Origin of the sequence: Rathayibacter sp. RFBD1 (assembly GCF_002932915.1) — a bacterium.
GTDB lineage: Bacteria > Actinomycetota > Actinomycetes > Actinomycetales > Microbacteriaceae > Rathayibacter.
The window spans coordinates 13300-28905 of record NZ_PSWQ01000023.1; the positions used below are offsets into that span (position 1 = coordinate 13300).

Here is a 15606-nt window from a genome sequence, read left to right on the forward strand (position 1 = left end):
CGTTACGGTTCGGTCGGTGACGACGCGGATGTCGGGCGGCGGGGCGTCAGCCCTCGCCGATGGCGGCCTTCAGTTCGGCCTCGCGCTGGTGGTAGCCCTCGGAGACGGCCTCGCCGAGCTCCTTCGCGGTGCGGTTGATGTCGGCGAAGAGCCGGGCGCCCGCCTCGGTGCGCGAGACCTGGTGGGCGACCGCGAATCCGAGGCCGATCCCGATGACGATCAGGAGGATGTTCTTCACGGGGTGTCCTTCCACAGCGGCGGGGCGGGCGCGACGGCGCGACGACCCGTTCGATTCTAGGGCGCGGGCGCGGCGCTACTTCGAGCGCGGCCTCTTCGTGCGCTTCGCGGCGGAGCGGCCGACCGCGGCTCCGGCCTTGTCGGCCGTCCGTCCGGCGACGAGCACGGCGCGGACTCCGGCGGTGAAGCCGGCGAGCTTGATGAGCGGACCGCCGACGGTCGCGGCCGTGAGAGCGACGAGCGCGTTGACGTTGCCGGTGACCTCGGCGACGTCCTTGGTGATCGTGTCCACCCGCGCGAGCTGGTGGTTGGCCTCTCGGAGGGTGGAGGCCGACTCGTCGAGGATCGGCGTCAGGCCGTCGCTGGCCTGCTTGATGGCCTCGCTCGTGCTGTCGAAGACGCGCCCGAGCTTCCAGAGCGGGACGGCGGTGATCGCCACCAGGATCGCGAACACCCCCGCGGCGATGAGCCCTGCGATGTCTCCACCGGTCACGGTGACCTCCGTTCGATGCCGCCCAGCGCGGCACTCCAGCCTACCGACGGGCCGCGACAGGGGCGGACCCGGGGACCGGCGCTCGGCTCGGGCGCGACGGCCGGATCGGACGCAGCGCGGGACTCTCGGAGCGCGGCGGGCACTCCGGATCGGGACCCCGGGAACGGGAAAGGCCCCGGTGCGCACACCGGGGCCTTTCTCTGCGGGGCTGGACTCAGCGGGCCGCGTAGTACTCGACGACGAGCTGCACTTCGCAGGTCACGGGGACCTCGGCGCGCTTCGGGCGGCGCAGGAGCGTCGCCTGCAGCTTGTCGATCTCGACCTCGAGGTAGCCCGGGGTCTTGGGGAGGACGTCGACGTGTCCACCGGCGGCGGCGACCTGGAAGGGCTCGGTGCCCTCGGAGCGGGTCTTGACGTGGATGACCTGGCCCGGCTTCACGCGGAAGGAGGGGCGGTCGACCGTCTTGCCGTCCACCATGATGTGGCGGTGGGTGACGAACTGGCGGGCCTGCGCGGTGGTACGGGCGAAGCCCGAGCGCAGGACGAGGGCGTCGAGGCGCATCTCGAGGAGCTCGACCAGGTTCTCACCGGTCAGGCCCTGGGTGCGGCGCGCCTCCTGGAAGGCGATGCGGAGCTGCTTCTCGCGGATGCCGTACTGGGCGCGCAGACGCTGCTTCTCACGCAGGCGGACCGCGTAGTCGGAGTCGGCCTTGCGCTTCGAGCGGCCGTGCTCACCGGGAGCGTAGGGACGCTTCTCGAGGTAGCGGGCGGCCTTCGGGGTCAGGGGGATGCCGAGGGCGCGCGAGAGGCGCGTCTTCGAGCGGGTACGGGACGTGGTCGACACAGTGGTCCTTCCAAGGTCTGAGAGGTTCGGTCGCAGCTCTCGACCGCCGGCTCCGGGAGGAGGGCGGACGCCGCGGTCGTGTCCTCCGCGGGTGCGGGGGAAGGGTGACCGCAGTGGCGGGCTGCGCGATTCAGAGGGATGCGCTGCTCCGCTCGGCTACAGAGCGGTGGGCAACCTCGCAAGACTATCAGGCCACGGCCTCCCGTGCGGGTCGCGCGAGTTCGCGGTCGGCTCGGTCAGCCCCGGTCGCCGCGGATGATGCGCAGGAGCTTCGCCAGTCGTGCGGAGACGTCGCGCTCGTTGCCGTGCTCGGTGGGCCGGTAGTACCGCGCGCCCTGGAGCGGGTCCGGGAGGTACTGCTGCTCGAGGACGCCGAGGTCGGCGTCGTGCGGGTACCGGTAGCCCTTCCCGTGGCCGAGCTTCTTGGCGCCGGGGTAGTGCGCGTCGCGCAGGTGCGCCGGCACCCGACCCGCGCGGCCCGCGCGCACGTCTGCGATGGCCGCGTCGATGGCGGAGTAGGACGCGTTCGACTTCGGGGCGGTCGCCAGGTGCACGACCGCCTGGGCGAGCGGGATGCGCCCCTCCGGCATGCCGATGAACTGCACGGCGTCGGCCGCGGCGATCGCGACGACGAGCGCCTGCGGGTCGGCCATGCCGATGTCCTCGGACGCGGAGACGATGATGCGGCGGGCGATGAACCGCGGATCCTCCCCCGCCTCGATCATCCGGGCCAGGTAGTGCAGCGCCGCGTCGACGTCCGAGCCCCGGATGGACTTGATGAAGGCGCTGATGACGTCGTAGTGCTCGTCGCCGTTGCGGTCGTAGCGCAGCAGGGCGCGGTCGACGGCGCGCGCGACAATCTCGGTCGTGATGACGGGGAGCGCGGGCTCCTCGGCGGCGGCCTCGACGGGAGCGCCCTCGTCGTCCTCGTCCTCCTCGTGCGGGTCCTCCGCGGCGGCGGCGCGGGCGACCCGGTCGGCCTCGCGGGCCTCCGAGCGGGCGGAGGTGGCGGCGGCCTCGAGCGCGGTCAGCGCCCGCCGGGCGTCTCCGGAGGCGAGCCGCACGATGCTCGCGCGGGCCTCCTCCTCCAGCGTCACCGAGTCGCGCAGACCCCGCTCGTCGTGCAGGGCGCGGTCGACCAGGACGCCCAGGTCGTCGTCGCTGAGCGGCTCGAGGGTCAGCAGGAGCGAGCGCGAGAGCAGCGGCGCGATCACCGAGAACGAGGGGTTCTCGGTCGTGGCCGCGATGAGGATGACCCACCCGTTCTCGACCCCGGGCAGCAGTGCGTCCTGCTGCGCCTTGGTGAAGCGGTGGATCTCGTCGAGGAAGAGCACGGTGGACGTGCCGTAGAGGTCGCGGGTGGAGAGTGCCTCCTCCATCACCTGCCGCACGTCCTTCACGCCCGCCGTGACGGCGGAGAGCTCGACGAAGCGGCGGCCGCTGGAGTGGGCCACCGCCTGCGCGAGCGTGGTCTTGCCCGTGCCGGGAGGGCCCCAGAGGATCACGGACACCGCTCCCCGCTCCCCCGTCGTGTCGGCGGCGAGGGCGACCAGGGGCGAGCCGGGCGTCAGGAGGTGGCGCTGGCCGGCGACCTCCTCGAGGCTGCGCGGCCGCATCCGCACGGCGAGCGGAGTCGCCCCGGAGCGGAGTCCGGCCTGCTGCATGGTCATGCCCCCAGCGTAACGACGGCCTCCGACAGAGCCCCGGCCCGACTGCCCGGCGCGACGGAGCGGCGTTTGTCGCGCCTCCGGCGGTTCTCGTAGGCTCGACGCGGCCTGCGTGCGCGGGCCGCCGCGCCGAAGCCGCGCGGACGAGGACGTCGGAGGAACACGTGGCCCAGGGCAAGTCGAACGACCGCGAGGCGCGCACCCGGCTCCGGGCCTACCAGGCCCGTCAGAGCCTCCACCGCTCGAGGCAGAAGCGGCGCGTGCGCGACAACGTGATCGCGGCGATCGCCGCCGTCGTCGTGATCGGGCTCGCGGTCGTCGCCCAGATCCTCTACTTCTCCGGCGGCCCCGGCACCCCGGTCGCCGAGCCGACCTCCTCCTCCTCCGCGACCCCGACGCCCGAGGCGACGGGGTCGAACACCGGCGACGTCCCCTCCTCCGACATCGCCGAGGGCCGCGACTGGACGGGCACGCTCACGATCGGCGAGGACCCGCTGGGCATCACGCTCGCCGGCGCCGCTGCCCCGCAGGCGGTGTCCTCCTTCATCTCGCTGACGCAGTCCGGCTTCTACGACGGCGTCTCCTGCCACCGCCTCACCACGGAGGGCCTCTACGTCCTCCAGTGCGGCGACCCGGACGGCGACGGCACCGGCGGCCCCGGCTACAGCTACGGCCCCGTCGAGAACGCGCCCGAGGACGGCGTCTACCCGGCCGGGACCATCGCCATGGCCCGCCAGGGCGGCAACGGCTACAGCCAGGGCAGCCAGTTCTTCGTCGTCTACCAGGACACGACCCTGCCCGCCGACGCGGCCGGCGGGTACACCGTGCTCGGGCAGGTCACCTCGGGACTCGACGCCCTCGTCAGCGACGTCGTGTCGAAGGGCACGGCCGACGGATCGGGCGACGGCGCCCCCGCCGAGCCCGTGACCATCACCTCCGTCTCCGTCCAGTAGCCGCACCCGCGGCGTCGTCACGGTCCGCCCGCGCGGGGAGTGCAATAGGCTTGTCGTCACTGCCCGTTCGCGGCCGAGCGCGGTCTTCGGCCCTCCGGCCGTCGAGCCCCACCGGCCGACGACGCGACGGGCACCGAGAAGCACGACATCGAACAGCAAGGTGAGGCTCCGAGCGATGAGTGACCAGCAGCCGTGGGGACGGGTCGGCGACGACGGGACGGTCTACGTCCGCGTCGGCGACGGGGAGCGAGAGGTCGGCCAGTACCCCGATGCGACTCCCGAGGAAGCGCTCGCCTACTACGAGCGCAAGTACACGGAGCTCGCCGGGCAGGTCTCCCTGCTCGAGCAGCGCGCCAAGCGGGGCGCACCCGCCGGAGACGTCGCCCGCACGGTGCAGTCGCTGTCCGCGGCCATCGCGCAGGCGAACGCGGTCGGCGACCTCGAGTCGCTGCAGACCCGGGTCGACGCGCTGAGCGGCTCCGTCGAGGATCTGACCGAGCAGCAGGCGGCCGAGTCGAAGGCCGCGCTGTCCGAGGCCCTCGCCTACCGCGAGGCCATCGTCGCTGAGGCCGAGGCCCTGGCGGCGGTCGACCCGGCGAAGACGCAGTGGAAGCAGGCCAGCGCCGCGATCGACGACCTCTTCGCCCGCTGGCAGAACCACCAGCAGCAGGGTCCGCGCCTGCCCAAGAACGACGCGAACGAGCTGTGGCGCCGGTTCCGCGGTGCGCGCACCACGATCGAGCAGAACCGCAAGGCGTTCTTCGCCGACCTCGACTCCGCGCACCGCGAGGCCAAGCAGGCCAAGCAGGCGCTCATCGACCAGGCCGAGGCGCTGGTGCCCCAGGGCGCCGACGCCATCCCGGACTACCGCGCGCTCCTCGAGCGCTGGCGGGTCGCCGGCCGTGCCGGCAAGCGGTTCGACGACGCGCTCTGGGCGCGCTTCAAGGCCGCCGGCGACGCGATCTACGGAGCCAAGGCCGAGATCGTCGCGCAGGAGAGCGTCGAGTACACCGAGAACCTCGACCTCAAGCTCGCCCTCCTCGAGGAGGCGGAGCCGCTCCTGCAGGAGCAGGACCGCGAGAAGGCCAAGCGGGTGCTGCTCTCGATCCAGGAGCGCTGGGACGCCGTCGGCCGCGTGCCGCGGGAGCAGGTGCGCACCGTCGAGGACCGCCTCCGCAAGGTCGAGGCGCACGTCCGCAAGCTCGACGAGGAGCACTGGAACCGCAGCAACCCGGAGCGCAAGGCCCGCTCCGAGGGTCTCGCCTCGCAGTTGACCGCCGCGATCCAGAAGCTCCAGGACGAGCTCGACGAGGCGAAGGCGCGCGGCGACCGCGACGCGATCGCCCAGGCTCAGGAGGCGCTCGACGCCCGCAAGGTCTGGCTCGACGCGATCGGCTAGACCCGCTCCGGCGGATCCCTCCACAGATCCGCTCGCGACGCTCCGGAGGGGAGGCGCATCGGCCAGCATGGCCGGATGCGCCTCCCCTCCGTGCTCCTCCCCGGGCACCTCCCTCTCGCGGAGCTGTGCGCCGCCCGCCTCGACGGCGAGCTGGTCGCGCTCGACGAGGGCTTCCTCGTCGCGGACCTGCCCCTGGGGGCGTCCGAGCGGGCCGCCTCCCTGCGCTCGCTGCTCCCCCGCGGCGCCGTCGCCGATCGTCTCTCCGCCGCGTGGGTGCACGGAGCGACGAACCGTCCGCCGCCGGTGCACAGCGCCTCGATCGACCGGCGGAAGCGCCGACATGCGCCGTCGAACCCCCGCCTGCGGTGCCACGAGGTCCTGCTCGACGAGGACGACGTCGTCCTCCTCGGCGGCGCGCCGGTCACGTCGCCTGCTCGCACGCTGATCGACCTCGCCCGGACGGAGGACGCGGGCCGGATCCTCCGGGCGCTCTCTCGGAGCACCCGGATCGGCCTCGACGCCGTCCTCGCGAGGCTGGAGGAGGGCAGCGCCGTCGCCGGACGGAGGATCGTCGGACGACGGCTGCGGGCGGCGCTCGGCGAGGCGCCGCCCGTGGATCAGCCCGCGTTCACCCGGTAGACGTCGTAGACGGCGTCGATCCGGCGCACGGCGTTCAGCACGCGGTCCAGGTGGGTGGTGTCGCCCATCTCGAAGACGAACCGGCTGATCGCCAGCCGGTCGCTCGAGGTGGAGACCGTCGCCGAGAGGATGTTGACGTGGTGCTCCGAGAGCACGCGCGTCACGTCGCTCAGCAGGCCCGAGCGGTCCAGCGCCTCGACCTGGATCTGCACGAGGAAGATGCTCTTGGAGGACGGCGCCCACTCGACGTCGACGATCCGCTCCGGCTCCTTCAGCAGCTCCTGCACGTTGTGGCAGTTCGCCTGGTGCACGGAGACGCCGGCTCCCCGCGTCACGAATCCGACGATCTGATCGCCCGGAACCGGAGTGCAGCACTTCGCGAGCTTCACGAGGATGTCCGGCGCGCCCTTCACGAGGACGCCCGACTCGCTGCTCCGGCTCCGCGGCCGGGGCGAGCGCGGGAGGGTGACCTCGTTCTCGTCCGACTCCGGATCGCCCTGGATGGAGGAGACGACCTTCTCGAGCACCGACTGGGTCGAGACGTGGCCCTCGCCGACGGCCGCGTAGAGCGCCTCGACGTCGTTGTAGCGCAGCTGGCTGGCCACCTCGGTGAAGGTGTCCTGGCTCATCAGCTTCTGCAGCGGCAGGTTCTGCTTCCGCATCGCCCGGGCGATGGAGTCCTTGCCCTGCTCGATCGCCTCGTCGCGCCGCTCCTTGGTGAACCACTGCCGGATCTTGTTGCGGGCCCGGGGGCTCTGCACGAAGTGGAGCCAGTCCTGGCTCGGTCCCGAGTCGGGGTTCTTCGAGGTGAAGACCTCGACCACGTCGCCCGTCGTCAGAGCCGACTCCAGCGGCACGAGGCGCCCGTTGACCTTGGCGCCCATCGTCCGGTGCCCGACCTCGGTGTGCACCGCGTAGGCGAAGTCGACCGGGGTCGCGCCGGTCGGCAGGCCGATCACGCGTCCCTTCGGGGTGAAGACGTAGACCTCCTTGGCGCCGATCTCGAAGCGGAGGGAGTCGAGGAACTCGTTCGGGTCGGTGGTCTCCGACTGCCAGTCCGAGAGGTGCGCGAGCCAGGCGAGGTCGGTGTCGTTCGATCCGGAGGTGGGCACCTTGCCGGTGGCCATCTGCTCCTTGTACTTCCAGTGCGCCGCGATGCCGAACTCCGCGTGCTGGTGCATCTCGTTGGTGCGGATCTGGATCTCGACCGCGCGGCCCTTCGGCCCGACGACCGTCGTGTGCAGCGACTGGTAGAGGTTGAACTTCGGAGTGGCGATGTAGTCCTTGAACCGGCCCGGCATCGGCGTCCAGCGGGCGTGGATCGAGCCGAGCACGGCGTAGCAGTCGCGCACCGAGTTCACGAGGACGCGGATGCCGACCAGGTCGTAGATCTCGTCGAACTCGCGACCGCGGACGACCATCTTCTGGTAGATCGAGTAGTACTGCTTCGGCCGGCCGACGACGCGACCGCGGATCCGCCCGGCCCGCAGGTCCTCGCTGATCAGGTCGATGACGTTCTGCACGAACTCCTCGCGCTGCGGCGTCCGCCGCTTCACCAGGCTCTCGATCTCGTTGTAGATCTTGGGGTAGAGCACCGCGAAGGACAGGTCCTCGAGCTCCCACTTGATGGCCTGGATGCCGAGGCGGTGCGCCAGCGGCGCGTAGATCTCGAGGGTCTCGGTGGCCTTGCGGGCGGCGGACTCGGCGGGGACGAAGCCCCAGGTCCGCGCGTTGTGCAGGCGGTCGGCGAGCTTGATGATCAGGACGCGGATGTCCTTCGACATCGCCACGATCATCTTGCGGACGGTCTCGGCCTGCGCGCTGTCGCCGTACTTGACCTTGTCGAGCTTGGTGACGCCGTCGACGAGCATCGCGACCTCGTCGCCGAAGTCCGCGCGGAGCTCGTCGAGCTGGTAGTCGGTGTCCTCGACGGTGTCGTGCAGCAGCGCGGCGGCGATCGTCTTCGAGCCGATGCCGAGGTCGGCGAGGATCTGCGCGACGGCCAGCGGATGCGTGATGTAGGGCTCGCCGCTGCGGCGCTTCTGGTTCGCGTGCGCCCGCTCCGCGACCGAGTACGCGCGCTCGATGAGCGCGATGTCGCTCTTGGGGTGGTGCATCCGGACGGTGCGGACGAGGGTGTCGACAGCACCGGAGGGCTGCGCGCGCGAGAAGATCCGCGGGACCAGTCTGCGCAGGGCAGCGGTCGAGGACGTCGTCGTCGTTTCCGTCACGCGAGGATCTCCATCGCCCCATTATCGCCCGTGCGGACGGCGCCGATGACCGTTCCGCCCGGGGCGGACGGCGCCGGCGTCAGCCGATGCGTCCCGGGCGCCCCTCGCCGTCGACCACGTCGCCGCCCGCCGCGGCCCAGGCGGTCATGCCGGCGTCGACGTTGGCGACCTCGTAGCCGGCGCCGTCGAGGGCCTGCGTCACCATCGCGGAGCGGACTCCGGAGTGGCAGACCACCAGGATCGCCGTGTCGGCCGGGAGCTCGTCCTGCCGGGCGCCGATCTCCCCCATCGGGATGTGGTGGGCGGCCGGAGCATGCCCCGCCGCCCACTCGTGCGGCTCCCGGACGTCGAGCAGCCAGACCTCGTCGCGCTCGACGAGCCCGACGGCGTCGGCCGCCGTGACCTGTGCGTAGTCGGCCACGGCTCAGCCCTGCACGGCCGGCGCGGCCGGAGCGGTCGCCTTCGCCCGAGCCGACTCCACGCGCTTGTCGTGCTTGGAGATCTCGGGCTCCCGGCTGCGCAGCTGGGCGTACAGCGGCGCCGCGACGAAGATCGTCGAGTACGTGCCGACGATGATGCCGATGAGCAGGGCGAGCGAGATGTCGCGGAGCGTGCCCGCGCCGAGGACGAACGCACCGATCACGAGGATGGCGGCCACCGGGAGGGCGGCGACGATCGAGGTGTTGATGGAGCGCACGAGAGTCTGGTTCTCGGCCAGGTTCACCGTCTCGGAGAAGGTGCGGGTCGTGCTGCCGAGCGCCTCCACGGTGTTCTCGCGGATCTTGTCGAAGACCACGACCGTGTCGTAGAGCGAGTAGCCGAGGATCGTCAGCAGTCCGATCACCGCCGCCGGCGACACCTCGGTGCCGGTGATGCCGTAGACGCCCGCCACGATCACGAGGTCGTGCAGGAGCGCGACGATCGCCGCGAGCGACATCTTCCAGGTGCGGAAGTACGCCCACATGGCCAGGGCCGCGAGGACCACGAAGATCACCAGGCCGCGCAGGGCCTGCTGGGTCACGTCGTTGCCCCACGCCGCTCCGATGAAGGAGGAGGCGACCTGGTCGGTGGGCACGTCGTAGGCCTCCGACAGGGCGTTCCGCACCGCGGTCGACTCGTCGGTCGAGAGCTGGCCGGTCTGCACGCGGATGGAGTCGTCGCCGACGATGGACACGCGCGGCACGGTCTCCGGAGCGACCGAGGTCACCGCGTCCGTCGCCGTCGCCTGCTCGAGGCTCGACGGCGAGGACACCGTGAACTGCGAGCCGCCGGTGAACTCGATGCCGAAGTTGAAGCCGCCGCGGGCGACCGTACCGAGCAGCGTGATCAGGATCAGGGCGAGCGAGACGAGGTACCACGTGCGGCGCCGGCCGACGAAGTCGATCGATCGCGCACCGGTGTAGAGGTCGTTTCCGAACTGCGAGAAGCTGGCCATCACGCGTCCTTCCCGTTCGAGTCGTTGGAGTCGCGCAGGCCGGCCGCCTCGGCGGCCTTGCGCTCGGCGATGGTCTGGCGCTTGGCCGCCTCACGGGACGCGGAGGCGCGCTTGCCGGCGACCACCTGGTCCTGCGGACGGAAGGCGGCACGGCCGCGGTAGACGGCCCCGAGCGCCCGGGGATCCAGGCCCGAGGCCTTGTGCCCCTCGGCGAAGAACGGTCTCGTGGCCATCAGCTGCAGGATCGGGTGGGTGAACAGCGCCACCACGATCAGGTCGATGATCGTCGTGATCCCGAGGGTGAGCGCGAAGCCGCGGACACTGCCGACGGCGAGGAGGAAGAGGACCACCGCGGCGAGCAGGTTCACCATGTCGGACGCGAAGATCGTGCGCAGCGCGCGCCGCCAGCCGGACTCGACGGCGGACTCGAGGCCGCGTCCGTCGCGGAGCTCGTCGCGGATGCGCTCGAAGTACACGATGAACGAGTCGGCCGTGATGCCGATCGCGACGATGAGACCCGCGACTCCTGCGAGCGAGAGGCGCAGTCCCTCCCGCCAGGACAGCAGCGTGACGACGAGGTAGGTGACGATCGCCGCGACGAGCAGCGAGGCGATCGTGACGGCTCCGAGCACGCGGTACTGCGCGATGGAGTAGACGATGACGAGGATCAGGCCGATGAGGCCGGCGAGCAGGCCGCTGGCGAGCTGGGCGGAGCCGAGCGTCGCCGAGATGCTGTCCGAGCTCTGGACCTGGAAGCCGATCGGCAGCGCGCCGTACTTGAGCTGGTCGGCGAGCGTCTTCGACGACTCCTGGGTGAAGGAGCCCGAGATCTGCGCGTTGCCGTCGGTGATGGCGGCGTTCGTCGACGGGGCCGAGATGACCCGGCCGTCGAGGACGATCGCGAACTGGTTCTGCGCACCCTGCAGCGCCACGAGGCGCGAGGTCGTGGCGCCGAAGGCCTGCGTGCCCTGGTCGTCGAACGAGAGGTTGACGGCCCAGGTGCCGGTGCTGGCGCCGGAGGAGGTCGTCATCAGGCCGTTCGAGGCGTCCGAGATGTCCTCGCCGGTGATCTCCACCGGGCCGAGGACGTACTTCACCGTCCCGCTGTCGTCGCAGGTGATGAGCGGCTGGTCGGCCGGCGCGAGGTTCGGGTCCTGGCCGTTGAGGAACGCGCAGTCGAACGAGGTGTACTGGGCCTCGAGCGCCGGCGTGAGATAGGCGAGGTCGCTCGCGTTCGTCGGCGAGGCGGTCGGCTCCGTCGCGAGCGACGGATCGACGGGCGTCGGCGTGGGCGAGGACGTCGCGTCGCCGCCGACAGAGCTGTTGGTGGCCTGGCTCGCGACGAGGACCGGGCGGAAGTCGAGCTTCGCCGAGGCCTCGATGCGCTGGAGCGTCTCGTCGTCGGGCGTGCCCGGGATCGAGACGACGATGTTGCTCGAGCCCTGGGTCGTGATCTCGGCCTCGGAGACGCCGGACGCGTCGATGCGCTGGCGGATGATCGAGACGGCCTGCGTCAGCTGCTCCGACGAGACGGTGTCGCCGTCGTTCAGCTGCGGCTGCAGGACGATCTGCGTGCCGCCCTCGAGGTCGAGGGCGAGCTTCGGCGTCCAGGAGCCGCCGCCCCAGAGGACGGCCGCCGTGTTGAGTCCGACGAGAGCGAGGATCAGGACACCGAGCCAGCTCAGGGAGCGGCGGGCCTTCCGGACGGGGGTTGATGCGGCCACCCAGGGCTCAGCTTTCTCTTCGGTCGACGGTGATCGGCCCGGGGTCGCCCGGGCGTGGAGAAGGGCGGGCGGGCGCCGATGCGCCCGGCCCGCCCAGGAGACTACTGCGCGTCGGGGCGGCGCTCGCGCTCGACCGGGTCCACCAGCGGGTCGCGGTGCGCGGAATCGCGCTCGCCGAACTCGGGCGAGCCGGTCGCGGTCAGCGGGTCGGCCTCGTCCTCGGTCTCGACGACGACGGCGTTCTCGCTCGGGTCGATGAGGCGGGCGATCGCCTGACGGTGGATGGTCAGCAGCGTGCCGGGGGTCGACTCGATGACGATCTTGTTCGCCTCGTCGTCGATCGACACGACGGTGCCGAAGAGGCCGGAGCCGGTCATGAGCTCCACCCCCGGCTGGAGGTTGTTCTTCATGCTCTCCGCGTCGCGCTGGCGCTTCTTGTTGTTGCGGAACATGAAGATGATCATCACGGCGAGCAGCAGGACGAGCAGGATGATCGTCGGATCCATGGGTGGGCCTTCCGGAGTGGATGGGCGATCCGCCGCGCGGCCTCAGGTCGAGGCGGAGCGGATCGAGCGGCCCGTCGGGCCTAGAGAATCATAGATCATCGGGGAACAGGGGCGGCTGAGCCGCCGTCCCCCGGGGGTCGATGCCGAAGTGGCGGTAGGCGGCGGGGGTCGCCACGCGGCCGCGCGGCGTCCGGGTCAGCAATCCGATCCGCACGAGGAACGGCTCGACGACGGCCTCGACCGTCTCCGCCTCCTCCCCCACCGACACGGCGAGGGTGTTCAGGCCGACCGGCCCGCCGTCGAAGCGGGTCAGCACGATCTCCATCACCGCGCGGTCGAGCCGGTCGAGTCCGAGCGCGTCGACGTCGTAGAGCTCCAGCGCCGCGCGGACGGCGGTCACGTCGGCCCGTCCGCCGTGGACCAGGGCGAAGTCCCGCACCCGCCGGAGCAGGCGGTTGGCGATGCGCGGGGTGCCGCGGCAGCGGCCGGCGATCTCGGCGATCGCGTCCGCGTCGATGTCGAGCTCGAGCAGCCGTGCCGCCCGGGCGAGCACCTGCCGCAGCTCGTCCTCCGCGTAGAACTCGAGGTGCGCGGTGAAGCCGAAGCGGTCGCGGAGCGGATTGGGCAGCAGGCCGGAGCGGGTCGTGGCGCCGACGAGCGTGAACGGGGCGAGATCCAGCGGGACGGACGTCGCTCCCGCCCCCTTGCCGACCATGATGTCGATCCGGAAGTCCTCCATCGCGAGGTAGAGCATCTCCTCCGCGGAGCGCGCCATGCGGTGGATCTCGTCGATGAAGAGGATCTCGCCGGGCAGCAGCGAGGAGAGGACGGCGGCGAGGTCGCCCGCGTGCTGGATCGCGGGGCCGCTGGAGAGCCGCAGGGGCGAGGAGCTCTCCTCCGCCACGATCATCGCGAGGGTCGTCTTGCCGAGACCGGGCGGGCCCGCCAGCAGGATGTGGTCCGGGGTCCGGCCCTGCATGGCCGCGGCCTTGAGCAGCAGCTCGAGCTGGCCGCGCACCTTGCGCTGGCCGACGAACTCGCTGAGGTTCCTGGGCCGCAGGGCGCCCTCGAAGGCGACCTCGGCCTCCGATGCGACCTCGGCGCCCAGCACCTCGTCGCTCACGAGCGGGCCGCCGGACCGAGGCGGGCGAGGGCGAGCCGGAGCAGCGCCTGCACGTTCGCGGCGTCGGAGGCCTGCGCGTCGAGCAGGATCTCGTCGACCACATCGGCCGCGGTGCGCTCGGGCCAGCCCAGGCCGACGAGCGCCGCGAGCACGTTCTGCGCGGCGGTGGCGGCGGGACCGGAGCCGCGGGCGGCGCGCGGACGGACGGTCACCTTGCCGGCGAGCGACAGGATGATCAGCTTGGCCGTCTTCGGGCCGATGCCGCTGACCTTCCGGAACACCCCGTCGTCCTCGTCGGCGACCGCCTGCGCGATCCGGTCCGGCTCGACCGCGCCGAGCACGCCGAGGGCGGACTTCGGGCCGACGCCGGTCACGCCGATCAGCAGCTCGAAGATCTCGAGCTGCTCCTCGTCGGGGAAGCCGTAGAGGGTGAGCGAGTCCTCGCGGACGACGAGCACGGTGCTGACCGTGGTCTCGTCGCCGACGCGCATCTCGAGCGCGTGCTGCGGGGTCACGTTCACCGCGTAGCCGACGCCGTGGACGTCGAGGACGGCGAGACTCCCGCGGGCGGAGAGGACGGTGCCGCGGAGGGAGGAGATCACCGCGTCAGTCTAGATGCTCGAACAGGCGTTCGACTCGCGGCCTCGGCGGCGCGCCACGCCCGCTGCGCTGCTGTGCCGCCCGCCGCTCCGTCGGCACCGGCTCCCGCCGACCCGGAGGAGGGCGCGAGAGGGGCCCGCCAGGCGTGGCAGACGGCCAGGGCGAGAGCGTCGGCCGCGTCGGCCGGCCGCGGCGGGGCGTCGAGCCGGAGGACGCGCTGGATCATCGCGGTGACCTGGCGCTTGTCCGCGGCTCCGTAGCCGGTGACGGCGGCCTTCACCTCGCTCGGCGTGTGCATCCCGACCGGGAGCCCGCGCCGGGCCGCCGCGACGAGGGCGACGCCGCTGATCTGCGCGATGCCCATCACGGTGCTGACGTTGTTCTGAGCGAAGACCCGCTCGATCGCGACGGCGTCGGGGCGGTGCTCGTCGAGCAGTGCCTCGAGCCCGTCGCCCAGGGCCAGCAGGCGGCGCTCCAGCGCGTCATCGGGCGGTGTCCGGAGGACCGTCACGTGCACGAGGGTCGCGCGGCGGTCGCGCGAGACGTCGACGATGCCGACGCCGCAGCGGGTGAGCCCGGGGTCGATCCCGAGGACGCGCATCAGGCCGCCCTCCGGGATCGGGCCGGGCTCACCGCGTCACTCCTCGTTCTCGAGCTCGGCGCGCACCTCTGCCGTGATGTCGAGGTTGGTGTAGACGTTCTGCACGTCGTCCGAGTCCTCGAGCGCGTCGATCAGGCGGAAGACCTTGCGAGCCGTCTCGGCGTCGGCCTCGACCTGGAGGGAGGCGACGAACTCGATGTCGGCGGAGTCGTAGTCGATGCCCGCCTCCTGCAGGGCCGAGCGGGCCGGGATGAGCTCGCTCGGCTCGACGCGGACCTCGAAGCTCTCGCCGTGGTCGAGCACGTCGTCGACACCGAAGTCGAGGACCGCGCCGAGCACGTCGTCCTCGGTGACGCTCTCTCCGTGGGGCACGGAGATGACGCCCTTGCGCGCGAAGTTGTAGGCGACGCTGCCCGGGTCGGCCATGGTGCCGCCGTTGCGGGTCATCGCGGTGCGGACGTCCGCCGCGGCGCGGTTCTTGTTGTCGGTGAGGCACTCGACGAGCAGGGCGATGCCGTTGGGGCCGTAGGCCTCGTACATGATCGTCGTGTAGTCGATGACCTCGCCGGTGAGGCCGGCGCCGCGCTTGATCGCGCGGTCGATGTTGTCGTTCGGCACCGAGGTCTTCTTCGCCTTCTGCACGGCGTCGACGAGCGTCGGGTTGCCGGAGAGGTCGGCGCCGCCGATCTTGGCGGCCACCTCGATGTTCTTGATCAGCTTGGCGAAGGACTTCGCGCGGCGCGAGTCCTTGATCGCCTTCTGGTGCTTGGTCGTGGCCCACTTGGAATGCCCGGACACGGTGCTCCCTCGGAAATCTCGTTGCGTGCGGCCCCCGAGGGCGCCGCTGATGGCAGGGGCCAGTCTATTCGAGAGCCGGTCCGCGCCCGTCTCGGCCCGAGCACCGAGACTTCCACACCCTCCTCGCCGGAGACGAGCCGCCGTCTCGGCAGCCCCCGCACCGCCGAACGCGCGATCCGCGTGCCAGCGGATCGCGCTAGGCGGACGCGACCCGCTCCACCCGCCCCGCCATCTCCGGAAGCCGACCGCGGCGAGCCGGGCGAGGACCGGCTAGCCACAAGCACAGCCGAACCAGTGATCCGCGTGCCAGCGGATCGCTGTAGGCGGACGCGACCCGCTCCACCCCCCCCCCCCCC

The 15606-nt window shown here is 71.8% G+C and carries 16 protein-coding genes; 3 read left to right on the forward strand and 13 right to left on the reverse strand.

Annotated features, from left to right (window positions below; translation table 11 throughout):
* Positions 1–46: 46 nt before the first annotated feature.
* The 4 genes from C5D50_RS13140 to C5D50_RS13155 form a co-directional block, all read right to left on the reverse strand.
* On the reverse strand, positions 47–238 hold the full coding sequence (locus C5D50_RS13140; protein WP_104225329.1) for a hypothetical protein: 192 nt from the start codon (positions 236–238) through the stop codon (positions 47–49).
* A gap of 75 nt (positions 239–313) precedes the next feature.
* Positions 314–730, reverse strand: coding sequence for a DUF948 domain-containing protein (locus C5D50_RS13145; protein WP_104224759.1), 417 nt, complete (start codon positions 728–730; stop codon positions 314–316).
* Positions 731–944: 214 nt separating this feature from the next.
* Positions 945–1574, reverse strand: a complete 630-nt coding sequence (gene rpsD / locus C5D50_RS13150) for a 30S ribosomal protein S4 (RefSeq protein ID WP_068210518.1) — start codon at positions 1572–1574, stop codon at positions 945–947.
* A gap of 236 nt (positions 1575–1810) precedes the next feature.
* Positions 1811–3244: a replication-associated recombination protein A gene (locus C5D50_RS13155; protein WP_104283700.1), complete on the reverse strand. Its 1434-nt coding sequence runs from the start codon at positions 3242–3244 to the stop codon at positions 1811–1813.
* Between the two features lie 161 nt (positions 3245–3405).
* Between C5D50_RS13155 and C5D50_RS13160 the strand changes: the two genes are divergently transcribed.
* From C5D50_RS13160 to C5D50_RS13170, 3 genes are all read left to right on the forward strand, one after another.
* Positions 3406–4194: a peptidylprolyl isomerase gene (locus C5D50_RS13160; RefSeq protein WP_104239055.1), complete on the forward strand. Its 789-nt coding sequence runs from the start codon at positions 3406–3408 to the stop codon at positions 4192–4194.
* 175 nt (positions 4195–4369) lie between these two features.
* Positions 4370–5593, forward strand: coding sequence for a DUF349 domain-containing protein (locus C5D50_RS13165; RefSeq protein WP_104224762.1), 1224 nt, complete (start codon positions 4370–4372; stop codon positions 5591–5593).
* 75 nt (positions 5594–5668) lie between these two features.
* Positions 5669–6232, forward strand: coding sequence for a type IV toxin-antitoxin system AbiEi family antitoxin (locus C5D50_RS13170; protein WP_104283701.1), 564 nt, complete (start codon positions 5669–5671; stop codon positions 6230–6232).
* On the opposite strand, the gene C5D50_RS13175 is transcribed toward C5D50_RS13170, so the two are convergent.
* The 9 genes from C5D50_RS13175 to C5D50_RS13215 form a co-directional block, all read right to left on the reverse strand.
* Positions 6211–8463 carry a bifunctional (p)ppGpp synthetase/guanosine-3',5'-bis(diphosphate) 3'-pyrophosphohydrolase gene (locus C5D50_RS13175; protein ID WP_104225334.1) on the reverse strand — a complete coding sequence of 751 codons (2253 nt, stop codon included), beginning with the start codon at positions 8461–8463 and terminating at the stop codon, positions 6211–6213. The two genes, C5D50_RS13170 and C5D50_RS13175, sit on opposite strands and share 22 nt — an antisense overlap.
* 79 nt (positions 8464–8542) lie before the next feature.
* Entirely contained in the window at positions 8543–8884 is a 342-nt protein-coding gene (locus C5D50_RS13180) for a rhodanese-like domain-containing protein (protein ID WP_104224765.1), read from the reverse strand.
* Between the two features lie 3 nt (positions 8885–8887).
* Entirely contained in the window at positions 8888–9898 is a 1011-nt protein-coding gene (gene secF, locus C5D50_RS13185) for a protein translocase subunit SecF (protein WP_104233316.1), read from the reverse strand.
* Positions 9898–11622, reverse strand: coding sequence for a protein translocase subunit SecD (secD, locus tag C5D50_RS13190; protein WP_104255392.1), 1725 nt, complete (start codon positions 11620–11622; stop codon positions 9898–9900). Before secD ends, secF begins: the two co-directional genes overlap by 1 nt.
* Before the next feature lie 101 nt (positions 11623–11723).
* Positions 11724–12128, reverse strand: a complete 405-nt coding sequence (gene yajC, locus C5D50_RS13195; protein WP_104283702.1) for a preprotein translocase subunit YajC — start codon at positions 12126–12128, stop codon at positions 11724–11726.
* Positions 12129–12216: 88 nt separating this feature from the next.
* The gene (ruvB, locus tag C5D50_RS13200) at positions 12217–13251 is read right to left on the reverse strand and encodes a Holliday junction branch migration DNA helicase RuvB (protein ID WP_104224769.1); all 1035 of its coding nucleotides are present in this window, start codon (positions 13249–13251) and stop codon (positions 12217–12219) included.
* Positions 13248–13853, reverse strand: coding sequence for a Holliday junction branch migration protein RuvA (gene ruvA, locus C5D50_RS13205; protein WP_104225337.1), 606 nt, complete (start codon positions 13851–13853; stop codon positions 13248–13250). Before ruvA ends, ruvB begins: the two co-directional genes overlap by 4 nt.
* Positions 13850–14452, reverse strand: coding sequence for a crossover junction endodeoxyribonuclease RuvC (gene ruvC / locus C5D50_RS13210; protein WP_104225338.1), 603 nt, complete (start codon positions 14450–14452; stop codon positions 13850–13852). Before ruvC ends, ruvA begins: the two co-directional genes overlap by 4 nt.
* A gap of 36 nt (positions 14453–14488) precedes the next feature.
* Positions 14489–15250 carry a YebC/PmpR family DNA-binding transcriptional regulator gene (locus C5D50_RS13215; RefSeq protein ID WP_104283703.1) on the reverse strand — a complete coding sequence of 254 codons (762 nt, stop codon included), beginning with the start codon at positions 15248–15250 and terminating at the stop codon, positions 14489–14491.
* Positions 15251–15606 lie beyond the last annotated feature (356 nt).